Raw genomic sequence first — 25,169 nt, 5'->3', positions numbered from 1 at the left:
TGTGTGCTGGCACGCGACACTTGTTAATAATCCATAGGTACATAACGTTTAGGCTATGAAGCCTTTGATCGCCGCGGCTAGGCAGCCCAATCACATGAAAGTCGCCAGAGGAGTGAGTCAGCGTGGCTGAGTATCCGGCAGTACGCGGGATATATTGGCTACCAGGTAATCAACTAACTGACGAATTTTAGGCGACAGGTGGCGGTGGCGTGGATACACCGCCCACACGGCCGTATCGTGATGCTGAAAAGGCTCCAGTACCGCGACAAGTTCACCGCTGGCAAGATAGGGAGCTACATAGTAGTCAGGCAGCTGCGCCAGGCCTAATCCCTTGAGCGCTGCGTCCAGCAGTGCAGGGCCCGAGTTCCCACTCCAGCAGCCTTCAATACGCACTTCGCGGCGCTGACCGTTCGCTTCGAACAGCCAGTTAGGCCGCGAGCCTATTAGGCAGCGATGCTGGCTCAGTTCCGCCAGCGTATGCGGAGGCGGCGTTTGGCGAAAATAGGCCTGCGAACCCACAATGTATTCGCGCCGCTCACATAACCGCCGGGCAATCAGGCTTGAATCCTTGAGTACTCCCATACGAATGGCAATATCAAAACCTTCTTCAATCAGCTCTACCGGGCGATTGGTGAAGTGCATATGAACCTCAAGCTGAGGGTGCAGGCACTGAAAGTCGTTGACTAAAGGTGCTATAAAGCGCTCGCCAAAAGTGGTGGCTGAGGTGAGTTTAAGTAGCCCATTAGGCTTGGACTGGAGTTCACTAAGCGCTTGTTCAGCATCGCGCAGACCATCGAACAAATGGCGGCATTGCTCTACGTAAATAGCGCCAGCATCAGTCAAGCGGATTTGCCGCGTGGTGCGATAGAGCAATTGTACGCCCAACTGGTTTTCGAGCTGGCTAACCAAACGACTGATGTGCGAAGTTGAAACCTTCAAGTAACTAGCAGCGGCCGAAAAAGTCCCTAAACGTACGACTTCAACAAATGCCTCAATACGGCCCCAGTGTTGCATATTAACTCCCAATGATGATTATTGCTCAGTGACAACAATCTTATGAGTGTATCCCGGTTTATCAACTGCGCCTATGTGGCCTACACTATTGGCATTTTAACCGTATTTAGGGCGTACAGCTTATGTCTACATACTTTTCCAAGTGTTCGCACAGTCTCTTGGCAGTCGCCGTTAGTGTTGGTTGGGCAGCTACCGTCCAAGCTGAATTACCTACGCAGCAGCAAGAACAAGCGCCTGGCTGGTTTCGCATGCTGGTCGGTGAATATGAAGTGACTGCTCTCTATGATGGTCATACAGCTATCGATACATCGTTATTAAAAGGCATAGAGCAGGACGAAATTCTCCGTCACCTTGATGCACTTTTTATTGATGCGGAAAACGGCATGCAAACAGCGGTAAATGCCTTTCTCATTCACACTGGCGAGAACCTTGTGCTAGTTGATGCTGGTTCGGCCGCTTGCTTCGGTCCCTCATTGGGGCAGGTCGAGAGCAACCTGCGTGCTTCTGGCTACACGTCTGATGATGTTGACACGGTACTGATGACGCATCTGCATCCTGATCACGCTTGTGGCTTAACCAATGAGAATGGCGAGGCGGTTTATCCCAACGCTGAGTTACGTGTAAGTCAGGCAGACGCAGATTTTTGGCTAGATGAAGCACGTGCTGCCGAGCTACCTGAAGAAGAGCGCGATTTCTTCGTTATAGCTCAAGAAGCGGTCTCGCCTTATCAAAAAGCAGGTCGGTTTAGCTCCTTTACGCCGGGCGATGAACTTTTAAAAGGTATTGTGGCCCAGGACACCCATGGCCATACGCCTGGACACTCAAGCTTTATGCTCAATAGCGATGAAGACGCCATGCTGGTATGGGGTGACGTGGTGCATAGTTATGGCGTTCAGTTTGCCGACCCTAGCGTAGCTATCGAGTTTGATTCCGACCCCGAGCAGGCTATACGTACGCGTGAAAGCGTGCTCGAAAGTGCCGTTGCAGATAAACACTGGGTTGCGGGTGCCCATATGCCATTCCCAGGTATCGGGCATGTTGCCAAAGATGAAACGGGCTATCGCTGGCTGCCAATTGAATTTGGCCCTGTGGCTGACAACAAGTAGTAACGCTGTTATTACTTAAGAAGTAACTAAAATTTTGGAGTTAATATGAAATCACGTGCTGCCGTTGCCTTGGAAGCAGGAAAACCGCTTGAATTAGTTGAAATCGATGTAGAAGGCCCGAAAGCGGGAGAAGTGCTGGTCAAGATGGCGGCTACCAGCGTCTGTCATACCGATGCCTATACACTGTCCGGCGCCGACCCTGAAGGGCTTTTCCCTTCAGTACTGGGCCACGAAGGTGCCGGTGTGGTGCAGGAAGTGGGTGAAGGCGTCACCAGCCTCAAGCCTGGCGATCATGTTATCCCGCTTTACACCGCCGAGTGCGGCAAGTGTAAGTTCTGTCTTTCCGGCAAGACCAACCTGTGTGGCAGCGTACGTGCTACTCAGGGTAAAGGCGTGATGCCCGACGGTACTTCGCGTTTTTCGCTGGATGGAAAGATGCTCCATCACTATATGGGCACTTCAACATTCAGTGAGTACACCGTCCTGCCGGAAGTGTCCCTGGCGGTGGTTTCAAAAGAAGCGCCGATGGATAAAATCTGCCTGCTTGGTTGCGGCGTGACCACCGGCATTGGTGCGGTACTCAACACCGCCAAAGTCGAGCCCGGTTCAACCGTGGCGGTTTTTGGCCTGGGTGCAATTGGTCTGGCGGTTATTCAGGGGGCAGTAATGGCCAAGGCCGCCCGGATTATTGCCATTGATGTAAACCCGGACAAGTTCGAATTGGCCAAGCAGTTTGGGGCGACCGATTTTGTAAACCCCAAAGAGTACAGCGACCCGATTCAACAGGTGATTGTCGACTTGACCGATGGTGGTGTGGATTACTCGTTTGAGTGTATCGGCAACGTCAACGTGATGCGCTCAGCACTTGAATGCTGTCACAAGGGCTGGGGTGAGTCGATTGTCATTGGTGTGGCCGGCGCGGGTGAGGAGATTTCTACCCGCCCGTTCCAGCTAGTAACCGGACGTGTCTGGAAAGGCTCCGCCTTTGGCGGCGTGAAAGGCCGCAGTGAGCTGCCGGGCTACGTTGAACGTTACATGAACGGCGAAATCAATATTGATGACTTCATCACCCATGATATGCCGTTTGAAAAAATCAACGAAGCCTTTGAGCTGCTGCATGCTGGTAAGAGTATTCGTACCGTACTGCATTATTAAGTAGCTACTTGATAAGCCCTTCAAGGCGCGCGAGAGTATCTTGCGCGCCTGTCTCTTCGCAAGGAGCCTGCCCATGAGCATGAGTGAAACTCTAGAACTGGTGTCTGCCAACCGCAGCTTTGGTGGCTGGCACAAGCGCTACCGCCACTACTCCCGGGCGCTGGACTGCGATATGGAGTTTGCGGTTTACCTGCCCCCTCAGGCAGAAAGTGAGCGTGTACCGTTGTTATGGTGGCTTTCCGGGCTTACCTGCAACGATGAAAACTTCATGCAGAAAGCCGGTGCCCAGCGGTTGGCGGCTGAACTCGGCATCGCGATTGTATGCCCGGATACTAGCCCCCGCGGCACCGATTTGCCCGGCGAGCACGAAAGCTATGATCTGGGTTCAGGCGCCGGATTCTACGTTAATGCGACCGAAGCGCCCTGGAAGCCGCACTACCGGATGTACGACTACATTATTGAAGAGCTTCCCTCGGTTGTACGCCAACATTTTCCAGTGAATGGGCGTGAGTCGATCAGCGGCCACTCAATGGGTGGTCACGGCGCCTTGATTCTGGCGCTGCGACATCCAGGACGTTTCAGCTCGGTTTCTGCATTTGCACCTATTGTTAATCCAATGGAATGCCCGTGGGGGCAAAAGGCGTTCACCAACTACTTGGGCGACGATCAATCACGCTGGCGCCAGTACGATGCCTGCGAACTGGTCGCCAACGGCGCCTCACGGCAGCGGTTGTTTATCGATCAGGGTGAAGCCGATCAGTTTCTTGAGGAGCAGCTAAAACCCGAACGGCTAGAGGCTGTGTGTGAAGAACATGATCATCCGCTAACGTTGCGTCGTCAGCCGGGTTACGACCATAGTTACTTCTTTATTGCCTCGTTCATTGAGGACCATCTGCGTTATCATGCGGAACATCTTATGAAACGCTAAGGATAACGATGCTTAAACGTACGCTGGGCCGCTTTCTTCGTCAGTTATGGCGTCTTGTGTGGCGCGGCGTGCTGCTTTTTGTCCTTCTTTCTGTCGCCCTGGTTTTACTGTTCCGTTTTGTTCCGCCGCCTGGATCCATGGTGATGGTGGAGCGCAAGATACAGAGCTGGATCAATAGCGAACCTATCAACATACAGCGCCAGTGGCGCAGCTGGGACGAGCTTTCCAACAGCGCCAAACTCGCCGTCATTGCGGCTGAAGATCAGCGCTTTCCCGTTCATCGTGGGTTCGACATCGTCGAGCTTCGCCGTGCCTGGCAAACCAGTCGGGATGGCGGCCGCCTGCGCGGTGCCAGCACGCTTAGCCAGCAAACAGCCAAGAATGTTTTCCTGTGGAGCGGGCGAAGCTGGACACGGAAGGGGCTGGAAGCCTGGTTTACGCTGCTGATTGAAACGCTCTGGAGCAAGCAGCGCATTCTGGAGGTGTACCTTAATGTAGCTGAATGGGATAGCGGCGTGTTTGGCCTGGAAGCCGCCGCACGGCACTACTTTGGAGTATCGGCCAACGCACTTTCTGATCGCCAGGCCAGTTTGCTGGCAGCCATCCTGCCCAGCCCGCGTACGCGCAGTGCATCGCGCCCGGATGCCCAAGTAGAAAGACGCAGCCAGTGGATTGCCCAGCAGATGCGTAACTTGGGCGGCGCTGGCTACTTGCAGCGTTTATAAGCCGGAGTGGAGTACGTATAAAGTTAATGTTTCACAAAAGCTATAAAAATCCGGGATAAACGGGAATAAAGATATTTTTTATTAACTATTTGAATTAACTGATGATTTTTAGATAAAAGTAAAAGTTGACTGGCATTTTAGCGCGTTTATTATTATCTTGTTACATTCTATTACTGAAAAAATTGAACCTGTCCTGAATGATTGCGTCAGACCTTACACACTCACATCGTGTCAATGAGGTTTCTTTCTATGCAACGTTTAACTGCTTTGTTTTCTGCTGCCCTGCTCGCTACCGGCTTAATGGCTTCTACCGCCAACGCTCAACAAGCGCAGGACCCCGCTCAGGATCCGATGGCGACTCAACAAGCGGTACCCGCCCAGGATTTTTCTGACGAGCAGCTACAGCAGTTCGCCGATGCTTCTCAAGAAATCGCCGTGATCTCGCAAGAGTACACACAGCGTCTGCAGGAAGCAGGTGACGAAGCTGCACAACAGGAAGTTCGCGCCGAAGCCAATGATCGTATGATCGAAGTCGTTGAAGATAGCGGCTTGGATGTTGATACCTTCAATGCCATTGGTCAGTCCATTCAGCAAGATCCGGAAATGATGCAGCGTGTTCAAGAGATGGCTAGCGAGTCATAAGTCACGTCTGCTTACTAGAAGCTGTCTTTATTGTTAGCGGTAAGGTTAGTAACAGCTGATTTATCGTATAGAACATGAAGTGGTTCGCTAGTGATCATAAAGCCCGGCACGCAAGTGCCGGGCTTTTTATTGTGCCGAGGGTTTACGCTGTCCGTTAACCGCTCCAAACTATCTCTTTGCCTGCCGGATATGTTTTAGGAGAATGCATGGACATTGAGCTACTCGAAATCCGCCAATTCATGGGCCAGTTTCCGCCCTTTGATGGCCTCTCCGATGAGCTGCTTGATGTCATAGCTGAGCGAGTAGAGGTCAGCTATTTCAAGACCGGCAGTGATATTCTGGTGCTCAACGAGATCCTGAACGAGCTATGTTTTATCAGGAGCGGGGCCGTGGAGGTATATCGTCGACAGGGCGAACTCTATAACCGCTTGGGTGAGGGGGATATCTTTGGGCACTTCAGCTTATTGCGCAATCATAAGGTGCGCTTTCCGGCGCAGGCAATTGAAGACACGCTCATCTACTTTATTCCCAATGATGTCTTTCAGCGCTTATGTGAAGAAGATGATGATTTTGCAGACTTTGTAGAGCTTGAACGGCCACGCCTTGAAACGGTGGCTGAACAGCAGAAAAAATCCAATGACATGATGGTGACGCGTATCCGCAAGCTGGTAACGCGTTATCCGGTCATGGTCGAGGCCAGCACAACTCTTCAGCAAGTTGCGAATCAAATCAGCGAGGCGCAGGCATCGGCGGCCATCGTGATCAAGCAGTGCTCGGGCAATCCTCGCTATAGCTTCCAGGACAGCGAAGGCCAGACATGGCGTATGGAAGGGATTTTTACCGATAGTGATTTTCGAACCCGCGTAGTAGCAGAGGGGCTCTCGCCTCAGGCTGCGATTGGCGACGTCGCATCGTCTCATCTGATTACCATTCAGTCCGATGCCTCGGTCTATGAAGCAATGCTTACGATGCTGCGCAATAACGTGCATCACCTGCCCGTCATTTACCGCCAGCGTCCGGTGGGTGTGGTGCATCTTTCCGATATTATTCGCTATGAGACCCACAGCGGGCTTTATCTAGTCAGCAATATTTTTAATCAGTCCAGCGCCCAGGGTCTTGCCCGGCTGGCGCCTGACGTACGCGCTGCATTTGTCAGAATGGTGCAGGAAGGGGCTAACTCACAAATGGTCGGCAGTGCGCTTTCAACCATCGGGCGCAGTTTTACCCGCCGTCTGCTGGAGCTCGCCGAGGCAGAGCTTGGCCCCCCGCCAGTGCCGTACTGTTTTATGGTGAATGGCTCGATGGCACGTAATGAGCAAAGCATTGTGACCGATCAGGATAATGCGCTCGTTCTGTCTGATGAGTTTGTGCCCAAACAGCATGACGACTACTTTTATGCGTTGGCCAAGTTTGTCAGCGACGGTCTGGATGCTTGCGGTTATACCTACTGCAAAGGCGATATCATGGCCACCAATGCCCAGTGGCGTCAGCCGCTGAGCGTCTGGAAAGACTATTTTGAAGACTGGATTTCCAATCCCACGCCTAAAAAGCTACTGCAAAGTTCGATTTTCTTTGACCTGGACAGCATCTATGGCGAGGATCATTTTGTTGAAACCCTGCAGGATCTAGTCGCTAAGAGAGCCGCAGAATCCCCGCTATTTTTGGCCGCTATGGCGCGCAATGCGCTCAATCGTACTCCGCCGCTTGGGTTTTTCCGCACCTTTGTGATGGAAAAAGACGGTAAGCACAATAATTCGATCAACCTGAAGCGGCGTGGTACTGCGCCCATGGTGGATCTGATCCGGATCCATGCGCTGGCCTGTGGTTCAAAAGCCCAGAATACATTTCAGCGGTTAAACGACATAAGCCAGACGCAGCTATTGGCGAACGGCGTTAGCGATAAGCTTAGTTATGCCTTCGAGTTTTTATGCATGACACGGTTGCGTCACCAGATGATTGATATTCAGGAAGAGCGAATGCCGGATAATAATATCGAGCCTGAAAATGTGGAAGATAGCGAACGACATACGCTGAAAGACGCCTTCCAGGTGCTTAGCAATGCCCAGAAGTTTTTAAAATTCCGTTATCCCATGCCCGCACAGCGGCCGAGGCAGTAATATGCTAGGCATTCGTCCACGTCAACGCGTCAGTCAGTCCGACTGGGCTAGCTACATGGCACAGCGCAGGCAGCAGGCAAAAGATGATGCCATCAAGCGGTTTTTTTCAACGCCGCTGCCCGCAAGCGATACGCCCATTTCCGATGTACCCATGGTTGCGCTCGATATGGAAACCACCGGTTTGGATGAAGATCGCCATGCTATTGTCAGTATCGGGGTTGTGCCGTTTACGCTCGATCGTATAAAACTTGCCGAGCGGCGTTATTGGGTCGTCAAACCGACAAGGCCGTTGGCGGAAGCGTCAATCGCTTTTCATCATATTACTCATTCTGAAGTAGCCGAAGCGCCCGACCTGGATATTGTTTTGGATGAGCTGTTGGAAATGTTGGCAGGTCACCTGGTGGTCGTTCACTTTCGTAATATCGAGCGGCCTTTTCTTGATGCTGCCATCAAGGCGCGGCGTGGGGAAGGAGTGATGTTTCCCATGATTGATACGATGTCGCTTGAAGCAAGGCTGCATCGCCAGACGCTGTGGTCCCGCTTTCGCCGCTGGCTAGGGCGACCGCCCGTCTCGATACGTTTAAACGCCAGCCGCGAACGTTATGGCCTGCCTAACTATCAGGGGCATCACGCCCTTATTGATGCGCTGGCAACGGCAGAGCTTCTGCAGGCGCAAATTGCCAACCACTACCGGCCCGATACGCCTTTAAAAGACCTGTGGTGTTAGCCAATAGCCATAAAAAACGGACAGCCAATTGGCTGCCCGTTGATTGAGTGCAAGCTGACAAGGGTTATGCGGACCTTGGCTCGCTCATCAAACCTTTAATAATCGCATAGCAGGCGACCAATAGGATGACGGTAAAGGGCAGACCGGTGGAAACCGCCATGGTTTGCAGGGCCGTCAAGCCGCCACCCAGCAGTAGAGCGATAGCGATAGCCCCTTCGATAATGGCCCAGAACACCCGCTGCGGCTTGGGTGCATCGACCTTGCCACCAGCGGTGATAGAGTCGATCACCAGTGAACCCGAGTCTGACGAGGTCACAAAGAAAACCACGACCAGCACAATACCGATAAACGAGGTGATCTGAGAAAGCGGTAGCTGTTGAAGCATGATAAACAGCTGCAGATCCATATTAGCGTCGCGGACAGATTCAATGCCCTGGCTTACGTATTGATCAATGGCAGTGCCACCGAACGTGGTCATCCAAAGTACGGAAACCAGCACCGGAATAATCAGAACGGAAACCAGGAACTCACGAACCGTACGGCCGCGTGAAACGCGGGCGATAAACATGCCTACATACGGAGACCAGGAGATCCACCACGCCCAGTAGAAGGCTGTCCAGCCTTGGGTGAAGCCAATATCTTCACGACCAAAGGGATTGGATAGTGCGGGTAGGTTAACAAAGTAATGGAAGAGGTTTTCAAAAAAGCCAGTTGCGATCAGCAGGGTAGGGCCAACGCCGACGATAAAGAACAACAGCGCAGCGGCAAGCGCAATATTGATCTTGGAAAGCAGCTGAACGCCTTTATCGACACCGGCAATAACCGATGCGATAGCAATGATGGTAATACCGATGATAAGCAGCACCATGGTGACATCGCTTTCCGGCGCGCCAAACAGGTGGCTTAACCCGGCAGCCGCCTGAGCCGCACCCAACCCTAGCGACGTAGCCAGACCGAAAAGCGAAGCAAAGACGGCCAGAATATCAATCACATGACCCGGCCAGCCCCATACACGCTCACCCAAAATCGGGTAAAACACTGAGCGCATGGAAAGGGGAAGCCCTTTATTGAAGGAAAACAGTGCCAGCGAAAGACCCACAATGGCGTAGATCGCCCAGGGGTGCAGACCCCAATGGTAAATAGTCGCGGCCATGCCAAGTGCGGCAGCAGCGGACTCATCGCCTGCAGCTCCCATCAGTGGCGCGTCAGGGCCACCGGCAAGGGACGTACCAAAATGCGTTAATGGCTCGTTTACACCATAGAACATCAAGCCGATGCCCATACCTGCGGCGAACAGCATTGAAAACCAGCCTGAGTAGGTGTAATCCGGTGTCGCATCAGCGCCCCCAAGCCTTACTTTTCCAAGCGGGGAGAGAATCAAACCAATACATAAAATCACGAAGATATTGGCGGCCAGCATAAAGAACCAGGAAAGGTTGCCGGTTAAGAAGCTGAAAATGGCATCATAGATGGGGCTGATCGTGTCTTGGAGTGCCAGAGTCAGCACAACAAATAGAGTCACTACCAGAGCAGAAATCGTGAAGACCTTGCCATGGAGATCTACGCTAACCCCCATGCGATTGGCAGTGATGTTATCTTGGCCGATAACGTAATCGGTATCGATGAGATTTGCTGCTCCTTCAGGGGCAGGAATGCCCTCTGAGACCGGCTCATCCGGGGAATGATTAGGTTCTGACTTATCCACGAGTGCCTCTCCATTTGATTAAACAACACGCGCGAGAGTAGCGTGTTGCGTTTGTTTAACTATATATTAACGAACGTTGTATTTCTGGGTTATGAGGTTAATTTTTGTAGAATTTATTTTAAAAAAACAAACGTGCCGGCCACAGCATTTACTGAGACCGGCACGCTGTAATGGAGCGGTTAGCTATTTAGCCACTGTTCAACAACCTCCTGATTGTCTTCTACCCACTGCTTGGCATTTTCATAGGGGTCACTGCCATCTTCCTGATTCTTAAGCATGACTTCGCCCATTTGCTCAGGAGTCCATTCAAATGCCTCAAGAATTGCATAAGCTTTCGGCATGTCGTCTTCGAAACCGTCACGTACCACGGTATGGATCTGTTCGGCACCACCAAATACATTCTCAGGGTCGTCCAGATATTTAAGATCCCAACGGGCGAACATCCAATGTGGCGTCCAACTAGTGACCACAATATCTTCTTCGTTATTAATAGCATTGCTAAGTGCGGCTACCATGGTGGCGTCACTGCCGCTACGTAAGCGAAGATCAAGATCATAGGTATTCACGACTTCTTCGGTCAGCCCCATCAGGCCAGCACCGGGGTCGATACCGATAATCTCGCTATTGAATAAATCAGCGTTGTCGTTAAGGTCGGCAATCGAGTCAACGTCTGTATAGGAGGGAACGACAAGGCCGAGCTTTGTGCCGTCAAGGTTGGGGCCTAAATCCTCAACCTGGTCACCAATACGCTCCATGTATTCAGCATGGGTAGTGGGTAACCATGCCGCCACGATGGCATCAGCGTCGCCTGTTGAGAGTGCCTGGAACATGGCAGCCGCCGACAGAGAAGTCATTTCCACGTCAAAGCCGGCTTGCTCAAGCACCGCGGCAATAACGTTGGTGGAAGCCACTTCTGATGACCACTCGACATACGCCAGGTTAACCGTGCCCTGATCCTGTGCCTGAGTAGCCCCGCTGATGGCCAAGCCAGATCCTGCAATAAGTAGTGCAGAGGCCAAACGGATACGGCGATTCAAAATATGCTTTTTCATTCACTTGCTCCCTTTTGTAATCATCGCCTTGATAAAAATTATGTTAGGCGATTTCAGCATGGTCGTGAAAATCAATCCCATCAAGTCAAGTAGGCTAATTGTGCTCTTGACTCAACGCTCATGGTGCTCTGGAGGTTGTGATCAACCTATTTTGATGTTCTGCGAAACGACTGGGTCAAACGATCCAGTAACATGGCCAGGATAACGACCGCAATACCTGCCTCAAAACCGTCGCCGGGGCGAAGGCGCTGGATGGCACGCCATACTTCGCTGCCTAAACCATCCGCGCCGATCATGGCGGCAATGACCACCATGGAGAGGGCCAGCATGATGGTCTGGTTGATACCTGCCATTACCGTCGGTAGCGAAAGCGGTAACTGCACTTTAAATAGCTTCTGACTACGGGTGGCACCGTAGGAGTCGGCGGCCTCGATCAGCTCAATAGGCACTTGGCGAATACCCAACGTCGTGAAGCGGATGGCGGGCGGCATTGAGAATATTACCGTGGCAAAAATGGCCGATACTGAACCAATGCCAAAAAACGGAATGGCGGGTATTAGATAAACGAACGCGGGCATGGTCTGCATAAAATCGAGGACTGGCATGATCACCCGGTAAAGGCGTTCTGACAGCGCGGCTGCAATGCCAACGGGAAGTGCGATAATGATTGCTACCAGCGTTGCAATGACCACTAAGGTCAAGGTTTCGATCATCGGGTTCCAAAGGCCCATGTTCCAGATTAGGGCCAGGCCTGCCGCGCCGCCAATGGCAAGCCGGGGGCCAGCAAGTTTCCAGCAAAGCAGGGCGATAAGGGCTAGAAGCGCCCATTCCGGCAGCCACATCAAACCATCGTTCAAGCTGTTAATACCGGTTTGGGTAAAGCGCGAAATACCCCGAGTAACAACCGAATACTCGCTGGTTAACCAGTTAAGGCCGGTTTCGATCCAACTGCCCAGGGGAAGATGAGGGATTTCCATTACTGCTCTCCTGCTTTGGCCAGTTCATCCAGTACGGCACCTTTCACCACAACGCCCTGCAGCCGGTGCTGTTCGTCTATAACGGCAATGGGAAAGCTCTTTTCACTAAACATGGCAAACAGGTGATGCAAGGGCTCATCAGGTGGCACTTTGCGAAAGTCCTGGGTCAGGTAGCCAGAAATACTTTCAGCCCCTTCTTGGATGGCGGTGTTGGCGGCTTCCGCCTCAAGCAGGCCAAGCAATTGACGGTCACGGTCAGTTACGTAGATGGAGTCAAGCGCGTGATCGCGCATTCGATGCAGCGCGGTACGCGGGCCGTCGCTGTCTCGTGCTGTGGTGCGCAGTGGGCGCATGGCGCTTGCGGCGGTTAACACCCGTGAGCGGTCAACACTTTCGATAAAGCGGCGGACATAGTCATCGGCTGGCTGAGTGAGGATTTCTTCCGGAGTGCCTATTTGAACCACTTCGCCATCTTTAAGCAGCACGATGCGGTCACCGATATTAAGGGCTTCGTCTAAATCGTGGGTAATAAAGACAGTTGTTTTCTGCATTCTGGTTTGAAGCTGCAAAAGCTCCTGCTGCATATCCTTACGAATCAAAGGGTCAAGTGCCGAAAAGGCTTCGTCCATCAACAGTACGCTTGCATCATTGGCGAGTGCCCGCGCCAACCCAACGCGTTGCTGCATACCACCAGAGAGCTGATTAGGATAAGCATCCTCCCAGCCTTCAAGGCCCACCTGTTTAAGAGCGGTATGGGCGATCTGCTTGCGCTCTGTTTTGGCGATACCTCGGATCTCCAGACCAAACTCGGCATTTTCCTGTACCGTGCGATGGGGAAAGAGGGCAAAGTTTTGAAATACCATGGAGAAATGTCGACGGCGGCATGCTAATAAAGCCTTTTCGCCTAGCGTAGGAATATTCTCGCCATCAATAATGATTTCGCCTTCCGTGGTATCAATTAGGCGGTTGAGGCAACGAATCAGGGTAGATTTACCCGAGCCCGAAAGTCCCATGATAACCAGCAGCTCACCTTCATAGACATCGAAGGAGATATTAGAAAGGCCCAAAGTCTGACCTGTTTTTTCCAGAATATCAGAGCGGTTCAATCCTTGATCACGTAATGCCAAGGCTTTTTTTGGCTGTTTGCCAAATACCTTACTCAAGCCGCGTACTTTGATTTTAACAGGACGCTGTTCATCCATTGGCTATGCCTTTTATTAGTAGTAGGCACTTTGTGTTGTTGCTTTCCCTTACCCAATTTCTACCTATAAAAAACAGCCACACAAAGCGCTCATAAATAAAAAATATATTTTTGTTATTTAACTATTAGAAAATATTATACATAAATGCTTCGTCTGTGTCACAACGCTCCTTTCAACGCTGCCAATAAATGCCACATGTGCCATTTTTTACCCAGTATTAAAGCTTATTCAGCATTATTATTTTTAAAGTAAGTTTTTGATTTGTGTTTGTTTTGTTGAGTTATTTTGGTATTTGGTGTGATGCATGCAATGTATAGGGAACAGTTCAGGATATTTGCACAGGACGTCATGGAGGCAGAATTTATGGATAAGCATGTAAACGTAAAAATGAAACGCCCGCGTATACTTTCACTGTGCATGGCAGCTACGGCTGCAAGCGTTCTTCTCCTTGCAGGTTGTGGTGATAATGGCGATGAAGAGATGCCCCCCGCGCAGCAGCCTGAATCTATGGAGCAAGGTGCTAATACGTCGCCCGAGGCAGATGGCACAGTAACTCAGGAACCTGCCGGTACGTCCTCTACAGGCCAAGCAGGCTCAACAGCAGATGATGCACCTGTTCCTCAAGAGTCTATTCAGCCTTCAGACGAGGCTCGTACTAACCCCGTGAACGAAGAGCCCGGGTTTGGCGAAGGTACGGACCCGATGCCAGGTGCCAATGAAGAAAATGATGACGAGCTAACCAGCGGCCAGTAACCACCTACCGATCCCTACGATGATAAGCCGCTTCAGCTGTTCGTTCCCTGCGGCTGCTCCACACGGTTTATCATCCTTCCCCCCGCGCCTGCGGGGGTTTTTTTATCTTTGATTTCTTATTTGCCTAATATCGGCCAGCGCCTTGCATCGCCAGGGAGCTTGGCTATGTTGATAGGGGTAAATACTCATATCCACTATGATAAGCAAAGGAGAGCGGCATGGTGATACTGAATAAATATCGCATCAAGGCACTATTATTGGCCTTCATCTGTGCCTTTAGTACGGTTCTACTGGTAGGCTGCGGAGAAGATGATCCCCCGAATGAGAATGCTCAGCCTGAGCCTGAAGAGCCGCTAAATCAGGGGCCGATGGCTAATGACGATAACAATGGTATACCGCCAACGGAAGATGGCACCTAATCTATTATGTGAAGGCCAGATGAGCGATTGCTGATCTGGCTTTTTAAATGGGTTGGTTCACTTACTCTTCGCTGTCTTCAAGCCGACGGTATAGTGTTCTTCGCGCTATTCCCAGCAACTCCGCTGTACGGCGTTTATTTCCACCCGTGGCTTCCAGAACTTTACGAATATAGCGCTTTTCCACCTCCTCGAGGCTTGGCCAACGGGTAGGAGCAGGCGCGGGTAACTGAGTGCCGGGCAGTATTTCACCGTTCAAGGTTGGCGTAATTTCAACGCCAGCGTCCTGAGGAGAGTGTTCACGCAGCCGCTCGGGTAAATCCTGGTACTGTAAAATACCCTCTTCGCTTAGTGTGACTGCGCGCATGATGGCATTTTCCAGTTCGCGCACGTTGCCAGGATAAGAGTAGTGAAGCAGGCTGTTGAGTGCATCGGGCTCGATCTGCTCAATCTGTTTATTCTGTGCCTCTGAGTGTTTATCAATCAGGGCAAAAATCAGATGTTCAATATCGCTGCCCCGTTCGCGCAAAGGCGGAATTCGAAGCGAGAAAGTTTCCAGGCGGTAGAACAGGTCGCTACGAAAGCTTTCCTGTTCGATTTCTTTATCCAGGTTGCGGTGGGTCGCGGCAATAATACGCACATCGACGGTTTCTTCGCGCTCACCGCCCACCGGGCGCACGGTTTTTTCCTGCAGCGCCCGCAGCAATTTAGCCTGCAGGTTAATCGGCATTTCACCAATTTCATCCAGAAACAGGCTACCACCTTGAGCTGTTTGAAAAAGACCCTTACGCGCTTCGTTGGCTCCGGTAAATGCGCCTTTCACGTGGCCAAAAAACTCGCTTTCCATCAGGTCAGCGGGGATGCTGGCACAGTTGACGGGGACGAAAGGAGCGTCATGGCGTGGACTTTCCTGATGAATTGCGCGTGCCAGAAGCTCCTTGCCGGTACCGCTTTCCCCCAGGATAAGAATGGGCGCATTGCTTTTAGCCAAGCGGGAAGCATCATGAAATAGCGACTGCATGGCATCACTTTTACCCACGATGCCATGAAAGTGGCTAAGCTCCGTATCGTGTGAAAGTGATAGGCGCTGGCGTTCCAGTACCCGAAAGACCGCTTCGCGAATGGCATCCAGATCAAGCGGTTTGGTCAGGAAGTCGTTGGCACCCAGCTTGAGTGCTTCAACCGCCTGATCGATAGTACCAAAGGCTGTAATAACAATGATTCCAAGCTCGCTGCCACTTTGGCGAACCTGCTGTAAAAGCTGAATGCCGGTCATCCCAGGCAGGCGTACATCGGTAATCATCATGGCCACAGGCGTATGGCTTAGCAGGGCGATCGCCTCTTCAGCGCTGGGCACACCAAGCGTCTGATAGCCCGCATCGTTCAGCTCTTCTTCTAAAAGCTCTCGTATAGCGGGATCGTCTTCCACTACCAGCAAAGGTAAAGGGTGTTCCTGATGGGTCACAAATGTTGTCCTCAAGCGGATGCGGTTTCAGTAAGGGGAAGCGTGATTTCAAATCCAGCGCCGCCAAGAGCGCTGTTAAACACGCCAATCGTACCGCCGTGGTCATTGATAATACGGTGCACCATGGAGAGCCCCAGGCCGCTGCCTTGACCCACCGGCTTGGTAGTGAAAAAGGGGTCAAAAACATGCTGATGATTGTCGACAGGAATGCCTGGCCCGTTATCTTCCACATAAAGCGTCAATTCATGGTTATTTGTTCGTGCGCGCACGCGAACGTGACTTACATCAGGTGCTTGAGCGGCGTTACGCAACAAGTTAGTAAGCACCTGAACAATTTGCTGTCCATTGGCCAATAAATGGGGGGTAGGAGAGGGAAGATCAATATCAAGTCGAATATTTCGTGGCTCCAGCTCCTCTTCCACCAGGTCACTGGCATTTTGAATCAGTTGATCTAATGCCAGTTCGCCCTTTTCGACATTGTGCTGACGGCCTAATTCCATCAGTTGACGGACGATTTCCACAATACGCTCCACTTCACCGCGAATACGCCCAAGCTTTGCCCGTTCATCATCGCCTATAACATCGCGACGCGCCAGCCGCTGGGCCTGGCCATTGATGACCGTTAGCGGAGCGCCAATTTCGTGGGCGACTCCGGCGGCCAGAACGCCTAGCTCGGCCAGTTTTTTAGACTTGCGCAGGCGTTTTTCCAATTCCATCTCGCGGTTTTGGCGCGCCTCGATATCGCGATCCTTTTCCGCCATGGCATCCAGCATGCCGTTCAGACCTGAGGCAAGCCGGCGATATTCGGCAGGACCTTCTATGGTAGCACGCTGGCTTCGGTCGCCATCTTCAACTAGCAGCATAACGTGCAACAAGCGGTTAAGCGGGCGCTCTATGAAACGTCTGAACCCCCACCAGATGCTGAACACAATGCCAGCAGCACCAATGACAAACACAAGCACCGCTACCACACTAATAAAACCGGTGTAATTTTCGATGCCGGTATTCAGCCGGTTAACCTGAAGCACGCCATGCACGGTACCGTCTTGCGTGCGCAGTGGCGTAATCGCGGAGTAGTAGGTCCAGCCTTCATGTTGGCGGTAGTTACTATAAAGGTCATCACGCTCAATCACCTGGCGTATCTCCTCGGCAGTAAAGAGATCCTTGCCAAGGCCCAGCCCATACACCTCACGCCCTTGCAGGTCGAACACGTAAGCCCCGTAAATGCGATGAAACGAAAACGCCGACTGAAGTGCTTCTTCAAGTGGGGTAGGGCTGTCCCGGGCGACGGCATAGCTCAATGAGGTGCTGAGCGCCCGAGTGATAATTTCGACTTCGGTCTGTAATTTGGAACGGACATTGTCTTCCAGCGACTTGATTGCCACCAGACTGAACACCACCAGGACAACAAACAGCGGTACGATCACGGTTAGGATAATTAAATTACGAAGTCGCATGCTGCATCCATGGTGGTGTTAAGCGTTTCATCATTGAAAGGCGCCATTATTAAACATGTTAAGGTTGTGCTGCAGGGAGCAAGCGGTAGAGGCTGCCTTGGCTATCGTCAGTTAGCAAGTAAATAGCTCCATCTGGCCCTTGGCGAACATCGCGGATGCGCCCAATCTGCCCTTCAAGAAGGCGCTCGCTTTCCGTCACCTGGTCGCCATCAAGTGTGAGGCGCAGCAGCATTTCACTGCTCAGCCCGCCTGCCAGCAAGTTGCCTTCCCAGGCGGCAAAGGTGTCTCCACTGACTTCTGCCAGCCCTGAGGGGGCAAAGCGAATCTCAAAGTCATAATGAGGGTCGGCCATGCCCGGCAACGAGTTTTCGCCAATGGGCTCGTTGGTAGCATAATCGTTACCCAGGGTGACTTCAGGCCAGCCATAGTTATTGCCGGGTTCAAGCAGATTAAGCTCATCACCCGTTAATGGCCCATGCTCCGAGGCCCAGGCATCGCCGTTATGCCGTACCACCAGCCCCTGAATATTGCGGTTGCCCAGCGTATATATTTCATCAAGTGTGCCAGCATCATCGACAAAAGGATTATCGTCGGGCACATCGCCGGTTTCGGTCAAACGCACGGTAGAACCCGCATGATCATCGCTGGCCTGGGCTCTTGATGGATCAGAGCCTCGATCACCAATACTCATCAGCAGCGTACCATCGGTTAACCAAGCAATGCGCGAACCGTAATGGCGGCCAGGGCCGGAGGCGCGATCCTGTTCAAACAGATGCTCTACATCGCCAAGCGCGTCACCTTGCCATTTCACCCGGGAAAGCGCGCTGCGGCTGCCACTATCGTCTGGCTTGCTCCAGGTGAAGTAGATCCAGTCGTGCTCGCCGCTGCCGTCTCCAAAATCACGATGTAGCACAATATCCAGCAAACCGCCCTGACCGTGATGATTCACGCGGGGCATGCCCTCCAGTACCCGTGATTGGCCATCCTCTTCCACCAGATTCAACTGACCATTGCGCTCGCTGACTAGGTAACGGCCATCCGGTAGAAACGCTACTGCCCACGGATGTTCAAAGCCCTTTGCCACTCGCTCAAGGGTAACATCAATATGCTCGGTTTTGATCACATCGCCCACCGGCCCAGCCTGAGCGTTGCCTGCACCTGCCGCCAGGCACAGCGCGGTGAACCCGAGCGTTAGCCAGCGGAACGTTATGTAAGCCTTGTTTGTATTATGCATAAAGAGCCCTTTGAGGTGGGGTAACCGCAAGGTGATTGCTGAATTCCCCAGTCTAGCAGTGACTCTTCGCCTTTGTGCAGGGTTCCGCTTTAACGTTACATGAGTAGCGCCAGAAGAAGTGGGAGGTAAAACAGGGCTAACAGCGTCGAGCAAAATACCAGGCTTGCAACATAGGCTGGCTCACGCTGTGCCCGCTGGGCAAACAGGTAGTTGAATACCGCTACCGGCATGCACATCTGGATTACTAGGATACTTTGCGCGAGCGGCGGAAGCCCAAGCCATCCTGCAATCAGCCAGGCGGCGCCAGCTGCCAAGGGAATGCGCACCAGACTAAATCCTAATCCTGAACGCAGGTTTTTTACCTGAATGCTCGCAAGGGAAACGCCAAGGGTAATCAGCATCAACGGCACGGTAAAACCAGACATGAGGCCCACGGTGTTGGTAAGCCAAGGCGGTAGTGATGTATTGGTCAGCAGCAGCGCCATAGAAATCAATATGGCATACACCGTAGGCGTTTTGACGAGGGTTTTAAGCGGGTTGCCTCGGCTGTTGAGGGCGGCGCCTAAGGTGAACTGAAACAGCGATACGGTAATCATTGCCGTGATGCCATAAGCAAAGCCGGCGCTACCAAATGCATAAAGTACGACGGGGAGTCCCATATTGCCGGTATTGGGATACATCATGGGCGCCAATAGAACTCGCCAATCCCGATTCAGCAGCTTGGCAACGCCAAAGGTCGCTATCCCCATCGTGATGATCACCAGCGCGGTGGCCAGCATGGTGCGGCCAAAGGTGTTGGCATCGATATCCGCACCGGCTAATGACGCTAAAACAAGTGAGGGCGTGCCGATATTGAAAACCAGGCGGGTAACGAAGTCGACAGGATATGGATGCCCTAAACGGATCCATAAGAAACCGAGCCCCGCCCCGGCAAGCACGGGCGCCATCACAGCAAACAGTTCAGCAAGCATCAATAATCCTTGGCAGACAGGGCGGACTATTGTCGTTAATTAGCCATCTAACTGGCAAGCGATTGGCCTATAGAATTGTCCTGCACCTTCCTCCACTCAGCTGGTATGCTGGCGCGTAGAAAATCCAGAAGCGCATGAACACGGCGCGGCTGATGACCATAAGCATAAAGAAGCGTGATGGGTAGAGGCGGTGGCGCCCATCCCGGCAGGCACACGATCAGTTCGCCAGGGTGGTGCTGTTCGCGCTGCTGAACCAGCCAGTGGGACAATACTCCAACCCCTTGGCCCCGGGCGATGGCGTCCATATGTAGTAGGGCCAGGTCGACCCGCAGGCGAGAGCGAGGAGGGTGAAAGGCGAGGCTTTCCCCGTCGACATGATTTAACTGCAAACCCTCCTGAGTGGTGCCGAGTAAATCGACCCAGGCGTGTTGATAAAGCTCGTTGGGGTGTTGAGGAAGCGACGCGGCATTACTGTAGCGAGGGCTGGTGTAAAGGCCGCGCGTGAACTCACCTACCCGCTCCTGATGAAGACCGCACTCGCTTAGATCGCCAAGCCAGACGTGCACACAGTGGCTATCCGGCGATGTGGGCAGTGCCTCAAGTGTTTGCAGCGTTAACTCAATATGGGGGTAACGCTGTACGAAAGCATTGATGACCTCGCTCGCCCATCCTCTGGTCAGTGACGTATGCACCTTGAGCGTCAGCTGCCCGCTGATTTCCTCCTTGAGTTCAGCCAGCGCCTCCTGACTATTGGCTGCCAGCGCCAGAAGCTCCTGGCAGTAGGTATGAAAAAGCAGGCCAGCTTCTGTGGGAATCAGACGATTGGCCTGACGGCGCAGTAACGGCTGATCAAGGCGATTTTCCAGTTGACTGATGCGTCGGCTGAGCGTCGATTTAGCCAAGCCCATGGCTTGTGCACTGCGCGTCAGGCTTCCAGTTGCCATTACATTGGCAAAAGCATTGAGTTCATCAAAGTCGTACATAAGGGGTCGCCGAGGTCTTTATCAAATTTATTATGCCAGCCAATATCATGAATGAAAATAATTGGCATTTGTGTTGCGTATTGATGAACGTAGCGTACCGCCCTTTTTAGGAACAAAATAGCTAAAATGATAATGCTAATAATTATCATTTTACATTGATGTTTTTTTCAATAAGGGAAGCGAAATGCCTGGCCTATTCAATCGAACGTTACTTGCAACCGCTATCACCTCGCTGTCCGTTGGCTCTGCCATGGCTCAGCAGTCTGAAGCTCTGAATAATATGGTCGTGACTGCCGCTGGGTTCGAACAGCAAGTAACTAATGCTCCTGCCTCGATTAGTGTGCTATCTCGCGAACAGCTGGAGCGAGGACACTATCAAAATGTCACTGATGCGTTGCGTGATGTGCCCGGCGTTATTATAACCGGGGGAGGAGCAGGTGATAATGGAAGTGATATCTCGATTCGCGGTATGCCGTCGCAATATACGCTTATCCTGGTAGATGGCCGACCACAGAATTCCCGCGAGTCTCGCCCTAATGGTTCGGCCGGTTTCGAGCAGGATTGGCTACCTCCATTACAAGCTATCGAGCGAATTGAGGTCGTGCGTGGACCCATGTCAACGCTCTACGGCTCGGATGCTATTGGCGGGGTTATCAATGTGATCACACGTAAAGTGGCAGGTGAGTGGCACGGTAATGTGCAGCTTGATACTGTTTTGCAGGAAAGCAGTGACTCGGGGAATAGTCGTCAAGCAAACTTTTACTTGAGTGGACCGCTGATAGAAGATCGTTTGGGGCTTCAACTGTATGGCCGCGCCTCTCAACGTGATGAAGATGACATTCTTAATGGCTACGAAGATAAAAGCCTGCAAAGCCTGACGGCACGGCTAAGTTTAGCGGCCAATGGCAATCATGATTTTACTTTTGAAGCCGGTATTACCGAGCAGGAGCGCCGTTCGCTAGTAGGGCGCTCGGCCCCCGCAGAGGGCTGTCGAGGTGGGTGTACTGATAATATTGGCGAATATACTAATCAGCATGTGGCTTTGACGCATAGCGGCCGCTTTAATTGGGGGACCAGCGAAACCTTCATTCAGCGCGAGCAGAGCGAAAATAAATCACGCGATATAGAGATAACGAACACGACAGCAAAAGCCAGCGCCATTATTCCGCTAGGCATGCATATGCTAACGGTAGGGGCGAGCTATGAAGAGGAGTCCCTTGAAGATAGCACGACCAACCAGATTTCTGATCGCTCAAGGATTGAGGGTAGTCAGTGGGCGCTCTTCGTAGAAGATGAATGGATGCTCACGGATACGTGGGCATTGACCGGCGGTCTGCGCATGGATGACGATGAAAAGTACGGCAGCCATGTTAGCCCACGCCTTTATAGTGTATGGAACATGACATCTGCCTGGACACTAAAAGGTGGCGTTTCAACCGGTTTTCGGTCACCCAATTTACGTGAGATCACTCCCAATTGGGGGCAGGTCAGCCGCGGTGGCGATGTTTATGGAAACCCTGACTTAAAACCTGAGACATCGCTTAATAAAGAAATTGCGCTGCTGTATGCCAATCAAGCGGGCTTGAGCGGCAGTCTGACGGTTTTCCATAACGATTTTGACGATAAGATTACCCGTATTGCCTGCCCTGACGGTGTCTGCGCCGATGAGCCTAACCAGTTTGGCAGTAACCCCACTTACCGGGTTAACGTTGATGAAGCTATTACTCGAGGGGTAGAAGCCAGTTTTACAGCGCCGCTAAATGATGCACTTGAACTAACCGCTAGTTATACCTTTACCGACTCCGAACAAAAAAGTGGCGATTACGCGGGTGAGCCGCTCACGCAGCTGCCTCGCCACCAGGTATCGACCTCACTGGACTGGCAAGTGAACAGCAAACTAAGTCAATGGACCAAGGTCACGTACCGGGGCAAAGAGAGCCAGCCAACCACGGGCCCCTCTCAAGGTTCGACTGTAGCACCATCTTATACCTTTGTTGATACAGGTCTTGGTTATCAGATTAATGGCAACACAACAGTCAGTGCCGGCATTTATAACTTGTTTGATGAGCGTATAACGTATGAGGAGTATGGCTACGTTGATGACGGCCGACGCCTTTGGCTAGGGCTTAATGTCTCTTTCTAACCACGTATAGCGCATATAAAAGTAGAAGCGGCTATCGGCAGGTAGCCGCTTTTTTTATAAGACATGCTAAAAAAGCCCCGGCGCTGGGCCGGGGCATTAAATCAGTATCGAAACAGTAGCTGGAACGTCGCGAGCTTCTGGAACAAACTATCTTCGCTTAGAAGTCATACGTTGCCGAGACCCAGAAGCTGCGGCCATCCAGCGCAACACCATCAGTGGAGCGGTATGTCTCAGTGTAGCGGTAGGCAACGTAAGTATCGCCGTCGTATTGATAGGTATCGTAGGCCGAGAAATCCTTATCAAAGAGATTATAAATGGTGCCGGCCAAACGAACGTTGTCAGCAACCTGATAGGAGCTGCGTAGATTAAACAGCGTGTAGCCTTTCAGGTTATTCCCCAATTGATCGACCAGAGCGGCTGATGAACCGGTTACACCGCTGCTAAAACGCTCACGCGAAGAGTAGTACTCGCCTTCCAGGGCAGCCGTCCAACGATCGTTAATTGCCCAATTAAGATCAGCGGTCAGCTTGTGCTTGGGTGCATTGGTAAGCGCCTGGCCTTCGTTATTGCCAGATGTGATCTCGGTGTCGGTATAGGTATAACCACCGCTGATGGCCCAGGCAGGCGCAATTTGATAGCTGCTGGTCAGCTCAACGCCGCGAGTTTCCGCACGGTCAACGTTGACCGACTGGCCGAAGCTATCCTGCTCGGTGAAATTACCCACGCTCAAACAGTTGGCGGCATTAGCAAACGGCTGATTGCCATTAGAGTCGATGAATTGGCAGTTGGGCAGGTCGTCACCATTGGCGATGCGGTCACGGAACTGGGTGAAGAAGGCCGTGGCGCCTACCGAGAAACCATCGAGGTTGTCGTAAATAGCGCCCAACTCATAGTTGGTACTTTTTTCAGGCTTAAGGTTGGGAGATCCGAGACTAATCGACTGCCCCTGGTTGGTGAAGCCGTTGATGCCGTCGTGGAGCTGGTTGAGCGTTGGTGTTTTGTAACCCTGGCTGATACCACCTTTGAGTGTCCAGTTATCCGTTGTTTCCCAGACCAGGTAGCCGCGTGGGCTAAAGTGACCGCCAAAGGCATCATGGTGCTCGTAGCGTCCGCCCAGTGTCAGCGCCAAGTCGTTACGCAGGAACCACTCATCCTCAAGGAACATTGCCCAGCTTGTTTGAGAGAATTTCTCGTTACCTGCTGAACCGTCTTTGAGCTCGGCATCAATATACTGACCGCCAACGGTCACCATATGATCATCCAGCGGCGCAACAAATTTGCTGTCGACCACAATATCGCGGTTTTCAAGAAGGCGGGGTTCGCCTCCCTGGGCAATATAGCCATAGTCAGGCGCGTTGCCCGCAGGCAGTGTGCGCCCAAGCGATTCGGTAAAATTGTGAGTAATGCTACTCTCCAGGGTACCTGCTGCGTAGCGGCCAGTGTGGCCTACGGCAATTTGGTCGCGGTTAAAACGAAGCTCATCTTCGTAGCCGAAGGTGGTGCCCGGCTCGGGTGTGGCACAGTCGCTACGGTTTAAGCCATCCAGGCTGCCCAGGCGGCAATCTGAGTTGTCGTACACCTGGCGGGAGCGCTCGGCATCCAGCCAAAGTTCATTGGTATCATCCGGCGTAAGGTTCAAGCGCCCGCCAATCGAGTAGATGCGCGCTTCAGAGGGACGCGGGTCGCGCCCTACGCTGTTTTCCACCATGCGCTCAGAGCTGTCGCGATCATATACCCGGCCACGGAGCTGCAGGCCCAAGGTGTCTTCGACTAGTGGGCCGGAAGCATAGAGATTAATCGCTGAATCATTGCCTGCATCACGATCCTGTTGGAAGGTGTTCTCTACCGTGACAGAGCCTGCCCAGTCGGTGCCGACTCGCCGGGTAATGATATTGATAACGCCGCCCATGGCGTCCGACCCGTAAAGCGTCGACATTGGGCCGCGAATAACTTCGATGCGCTCAATGGCCGAGAGCGGGGGCATAAAGCTGGTGGAAGTCTCACCAAAACCATTGGGCGTGACATCGCCGGAGGTATTCTGGCGACGGCCATCGATCAAAACCAGTGTATAAGCGCTCGGCATGCCGCGAATGGAGATGTTATAACCGCCGGTTTTACCGGTGCCCGAACGCACATCGACACCCGGTACATCCGCGATTGCTTCGGCAATATTGGAAAACTGCTTTTGCTCTAATTCTTCTCGCGTTACCACAGAGATACTCGCAGGGGCGCTATTCAGCGACTGCTCATACCCAGCGGCGGTAACAACCATGTTATTAAGCTGAGTATTTTCCTGAGCATTGGCCGCTCCCGCAGCAAGCCCAAGTGCAACAGCGCTGGTTAAAGCGTTACGAGTAAAGCATGACATTGCGATCCCCTTGTTTATGACTTATTTGC

21 protein-coding genes are annotated in these 25,169 nt (G+C 52.3%); 10 read left to right on the top strand and 11 right to left on the bottom strand.

Annotation, left to right across the window (positions count from 1 at the left end; all coding sequences use genetic code 11):
* Positions 1-117: 117 nt before the first annotated feature.
* Positions 118-1,014, bottom strand: coding sequence for a LysR family transcriptional regulator (locus tag ELY38_RS04610; RefSeq protein ID WP_127060325.1), 897 nt, complete (start codon positions 1,012-1,014; stop codon positions 118-120).
* Positions 1,015-1,136: 122 nt separating this feature from the next.
* On the opposite strand from ELY38_RS04610, the gene ELY38_RS04605 reads away from it, so the two are divergent.
* The 7 genes from ELY38_RS04605 (at position 1,137) to ELY38_RS04575 (ending at position 8,414) form a co-directional block, all read left to right on the top strand.
* The gene (locus ELY38_RS04605) at positions 1,137-2,120 is read left to right on the top strand and encodes an MBL fold metallo-hydrolase (protein ID WP_127060324.1); all 984 of its coding nucleotides are present in this window, start codon (positions 1,137-1,139) and stop codon (positions 2,118-2,120) included.
* A gap of 45 nt (positions 2,121-2,165) precedes the next feature.
* Entirely contained in the window at positions 2,166-3,275 is a 1,110-nt protein-coding gene (locus ELY38_RS04600) for an S-(hydroxymethyl)glutathione dehydrogenase/class III alcohol dehydrogenase (protein WP_127060323.1), read from the top strand.
* Between the two features lie 73 nt (positions 3,276-3,348).
* Positions 3,349-4,203 carry an S-formylglutathione hydrolase gene (gene fghA / locus ELY38_RS04595; RefSeq protein ID WP_127060322.1) on the top strand — a complete coding sequence of 285 codons (855 nt, stop codon included), beginning with the start codon at positions 3,349-3,351 and terminating at the stop codon, positions 4,201-4,203.
* 8 nt (positions 4,204-4,211) lie between these two features.
* Entirely contained in the window at positions 4,212-4,928 is a 717-nt protein-coding gene (mtgA, locus tag ELY38_RS04590) for a monofunctional biosynthetic peptidoglycan transglycosylase (protein WP_127060321.1), read from the top strand.
* A gap of 249 nt (positions 4,929-5,177) precedes the next feature.
* Positions 5,178-5,570, top strand: a complete 393-nt coding sequence (locus ELY38_RS04585) for a DUF4168 domain-containing protein (protein ID WP_126951201.1) — start codon at positions 5,178-5,180, stop codon at positions 5,568-5,570.
* 206 nt (positions 5,571-5,776) lie between these two features.
* A complete protein-coding gene (locus tag ELY38_RS04580) occupies positions 5,777-7,687 on the top strand; it encodes a DUF294 nucleotidyltransferase-like domain-containing protein (RefSeq protein ID WP_127060320.1) in 1,911 nt (636 codons plus the stop codon).
* 1 nt (position 7,688) lies between these two features.
* Positions 7,689-8,414 carry a 3'-5' exonuclease gene (locus tag ELY38_RS04575; protein ID WP_127060319.1) on the top strand — a complete coding sequence of 242 codons (726 nt, stop codon included), beginning with the start codon at positions 7,689-7,691 and terminating at the stop codon, positions 8,412-8,414.
* A 64-nt stretch (positions 8,415-8,478) separates the two neighbouring features.
* Here the strand turns inward: ELY38_RS04575 and ELY38_RS04570 are convergent, their stop codons facing one another.
* The 4 genes from ELY38_RS04570 to ELY38_RS04555 all read right to left on the bottom strand — a co-directional run bounded on the left by ELY38_RS04570 (position 8,479) and on the right by ELY38_RS04555 (position 13,350).
* A complete protein-coding gene (locus ELY38_RS04570; RefSeq protein ID WP_127060318.1) occupies positions 8,479-10,119 on the bottom strand; it encodes a BCCT family transporter in 1,641 nt (546 codons plus the stop codon).
* A gap of 179 nt (positions 10,120-10,298) precedes the next feature.
* Positions 10,299-11,171, bottom strand: a complete 873-nt coding sequence (locus ELY38_RS04565; RefSeq protein ID WP_127060317.1) for a glycine betaine ABC transporter substrate-binding protein — start codon at positions 11,169-11,171, stop codon at positions 10,299-10,301.
* A gap of 146 nt (positions 11,172-11,317) precedes the next feature.
* Complete coding sequence (locus ELY38_RS04560; protein WP_127060316.1) at positions 11,318-12,148, bottom strand: ABC transporter permease; 831 nt, start codon at positions 12,146-12,148, stop codon at positions 11,318-11,320.
* Positions 12,148-13,350, bottom strand: a complete 1,203-nt coding sequence (locus tag ELY38_RS04555; protein ID WP_127060315.1) for a quaternary amine ABC transporter ATP-binding protein — start codon at positions 13,348-13,350, stop codon at positions 12,148-12,150. The genes ELY38_RS04560 and ELY38_RS04555 overlap by 1 nt, the downstream gene beginning before the upstream one ends.
* 363 nt (positions 13,351-13,713) lie before the next feature.
* Between ELY38_RS04555 and ELY38_RS04550 the strand changes: the two genes are divergently transcribed.
* Both ELY38_RS04550 and ELY38_RS04545 read left to right on the top strand, forming a co-directional pair.
* Positions 13,714-14,103, top strand: a complete 390-nt coding sequence (locus ELY38_RS04550; RefSeq protein WP_127060314.1) for an LptM family lipoprotein — start codon at positions 13,714-13,716, stop codon at positions 14,101-14,103.
* 218 nt (positions 14,104-14,321) lie between these two features.
* Positions 14,322-14,522: a hypothetical protein gene (locus ELY38_RS04545; RefSeq protein WP_127060313.1), complete on the top strand. Its 201-nt coding sequence runs from the start codon at positions 14,322-14,324 to the stop codon at positions 14,520-14,522.
* A 61-nt stretch (positions 14,523-14,583) separates the two neighbouring features.
* Here ELY38_RS04545 and ELY38_RS04540 read toward each other — a convergent pair whose 3' ends face one another.
* The 5 genes from ELY38_RS04540 to ELY38_RS04520 all read right to left on the bottom strand — a co-directional run bounded on the left by ELY38_RS04540 (position 14,584) and on the right by ELY38_RS04520 (position 20,629).
* The gene (locus ELY38_RS04540) at positions 14,584-15,984 is read right to left on the bottom strand and encodes a sigma-54-dependent transcriptional regulator (protein ID WP_127060312.1); all 1,401 of its coding nucleotides are present in this window, start codon (positions 15,982-15,984) and stop codon (positions 14,584-14,586) included.
* A gap of 11 nt (positions 15,985-15,995) precedes the next feature.
* Positions 15,996-17,441, bottom strand: a complete 1,446-nt coding sequence (locus tag ELY38_RS04535; protein WP_127060311.1) for a sensor histidine kinase — start codon at positions 17,439-17,441, stop codon at positions 15,996-15,998.
* A gap of 58 nt (positions 17,442-17,499) precedes the next feature.
* Positions 17,500-18,675 (bottom strand): PQQ-dependent sugar dehydrogenase, encoded by a 1,176-nt coding sequence (locus tag ELY38_RS04530; RefSeq protein WP_127060310.1) that lies wholly within the window; start codon positions 18,673-18,675, stop codon positions 17,500-17,502.
* A 95-nt stretch (positions 18,676-18,770) separates the two neighbouring features.
* Positions 18,771-19,646 carry an AEC family transporter gene (locus ELY38_RS04525; protein WP_127060309.1) on the bottom strand — a complete coding sequence of 292 codons (876 nt, stop codon included), beginning with the start codon at positions 19,644-19,646 and terminating at the stop codon, positions 18,771-18,773.
* Positions 19,647-19,693: 47 nt separating this feature from the next.
* Positions 19,694-20,629 (bottom strand): LysR family transcriptional regulator, encoded by a 936-nt coding sequence (locus tag ELY38_RS04520; RefSeq protein WP_127060308.1) that lies wholly within the window; start codon positions 20,627-20,629, stop codon positions 19,694-19,696.
* Positions 20,630-20,813: 184 nt separating this feature from the next.
* On the opposite strand from ELY38_RS04520, the gene ELY38_RS04515 reads away from it, so the two are divergent.
* A complete protein-coding gene (locus tag ELY38_RS04515; protein WP_127060307.1) occupies positions 20,814-22,772 on the top strand; it encodes a ligand-gated channel protein in 1,959 nt (652 codons plus the stop codon).
* A gap of 157 nt (positions 22,773-22,929) precedes the next feature.
* Here the strand turns inward: ELY38_RS04515 and ELY38_RS04510 are convergent, their stop codons facing one another.
* Positions 22,930-25,140, bottom strand: a complete 2,211-nt coding sequence (locus ELY38_RS04510) for a TonB-dependent receptor domain-containing protein (RefSeq protein ID WP_127060306.1) — start codon at positions 25,138-25,140, stop codon at positions 22,930-22,932.
* Positions 25,141-25,169 lie beyond the last annotated feature (29 nt).

The organism is Vreelandella nanhaiensis (genome assembly GCF_003990185.1).
GTDB lineage: Bacteria > Pseudomonadota > Gammaproteobacteria > Pseudomonadales > Halomonadaceae > Vreelandella > Vreelandella nanhaiensis.
Note: the sequence above shows the minus strand (reverse complement) of the source record. Positions and strands in the feature narration are given on the sequence as shown.

Coding starts and splice junctions, on each gene's coding strand:
- ELY38_RS04550 (WP_127060314.1), top strand. CDS start 13,714: ATGGATAAGCATGTAAACGTAAAAATGAAACGCCCGCGTATACTTTCA.
- ELY38_RS04530 (WP_127060310.1), bottom strand. CDS start 18,675: ATGCATAATACAAACAAGGCTTACATAACGTTCCGCTGGCTAACGCTC.
- ELY38_RS04600 (WP_127060323.1), top strand. CDS start 2,166: ATGAAATCACGTGCTGCCGTTGCCTTGGAAGCAGGAAAACCGCTTGAA.
- ELY38_RS04575 (WP_127060319.1), top strand. CDS start 7,689: ATGCTAGGCATTCGTCCACGTCAACGCGTCAGTCAGTCCGACTGGGCT.
- ELY38_RS04610 (WP_127060325.1), bottom strand. CDS start 1,014: ATGCAACACTGGGGCCGTATTGAGGCATTTGTTGAAGTCGTACGTTTA.
- ELY38_RS04565 (WP_127060317.1), bottom strand. CDS start 11,171: ATGAAAAAGCATATTTTGAATCGCCGTATCCGTTTGGCCTCTGCACTA.
- mtgA (WP_127060321.1), top strand. CDS start 4,212: ATGCTTAAACGTACGCTGGGCCGCTTTCTTCGTCAGTTATGGCGTCTT.
- ELY38_RS04535 (WP_127060311.1), bottom strand. CDS start 17,441: ATGCGACTTCGTAATTTAATTATCCTAACCGTGATCGTACCGCTGTTT.
- ELY38_RS04605 (WP_127060324.1), top strand. CDS start 1,137: ATGTCTACATACTTTTCCAAGTGTTCGCACAGTCTCTTGGCAGTCGCC.
- ELY38_RS04520 (WP_127060308.1), bottom strand. CDS start 20,629: ATGTACGACTTTGATGAACTCAATGCTTTTGCCAATGTAATGGCAACT.
- ELY38_RS04580 (WP_127060320.1), top strand. CDS start 5,777: ATGGACATTGAGCTACTCGAAATCCGCCAATTCATGGGCCAGTTTCCG.
- ELY38_RS04515 (WP_127060307.1), top strand. CDS start 20,814: ATGCCTGGCCTATTCAATCGAACGTTACTTGCAACCGCTATCACCTCG.
- ELY38_RS04510 (WP_127060306.1), bottom strand. CDS start 25,140: ATGTCATGCTTTACTCGTAACGCTTTAACCAGCGCTGTTGCACTTGGG.
- fghA (WP_127060322.1), top strand. CDS start 3,349: ATGAGCATGAGTGAAACTCTAGAACTGGTGTCTGCCAACCGCAGCTTT.
- ELY38_RS04525 (WP_127060309.1), bottom strand. CDS start 19,646: ATGCTTGCTGAACTGTTTGCTGTGATGGCGCCCGTGCTTGCCGGGGCG.
- ELY38_RS04560 (WP_127060316.1), bottom strand. CDS start 12,148: ATGGAAATCCCTCATCTTCCCCTGGGCAGTTGGATCGAAACCGGCCTT.
- ELY38_RS04585 (WP_126951201.1), top strand. CDS start 5,178: ATGCAACGTTTAACTGCTTTGTTTTCTGCTGCCCTGCTCGCTACCGGC.
- ELY38_RS04555 (WP_127060315.1), bottom strand. CDS start 13,350: ATGGATGAACAGCGTCCTGTTAAAATCAAAGTACGCGGCTTGAGTAAG.
- ELY38_RS04545 (WP_127060313.1), top strand. CDS start 14,322: ATGGTGATACTGAATAAATATCGCATCAAGGCACTATTATTGGCCTTC.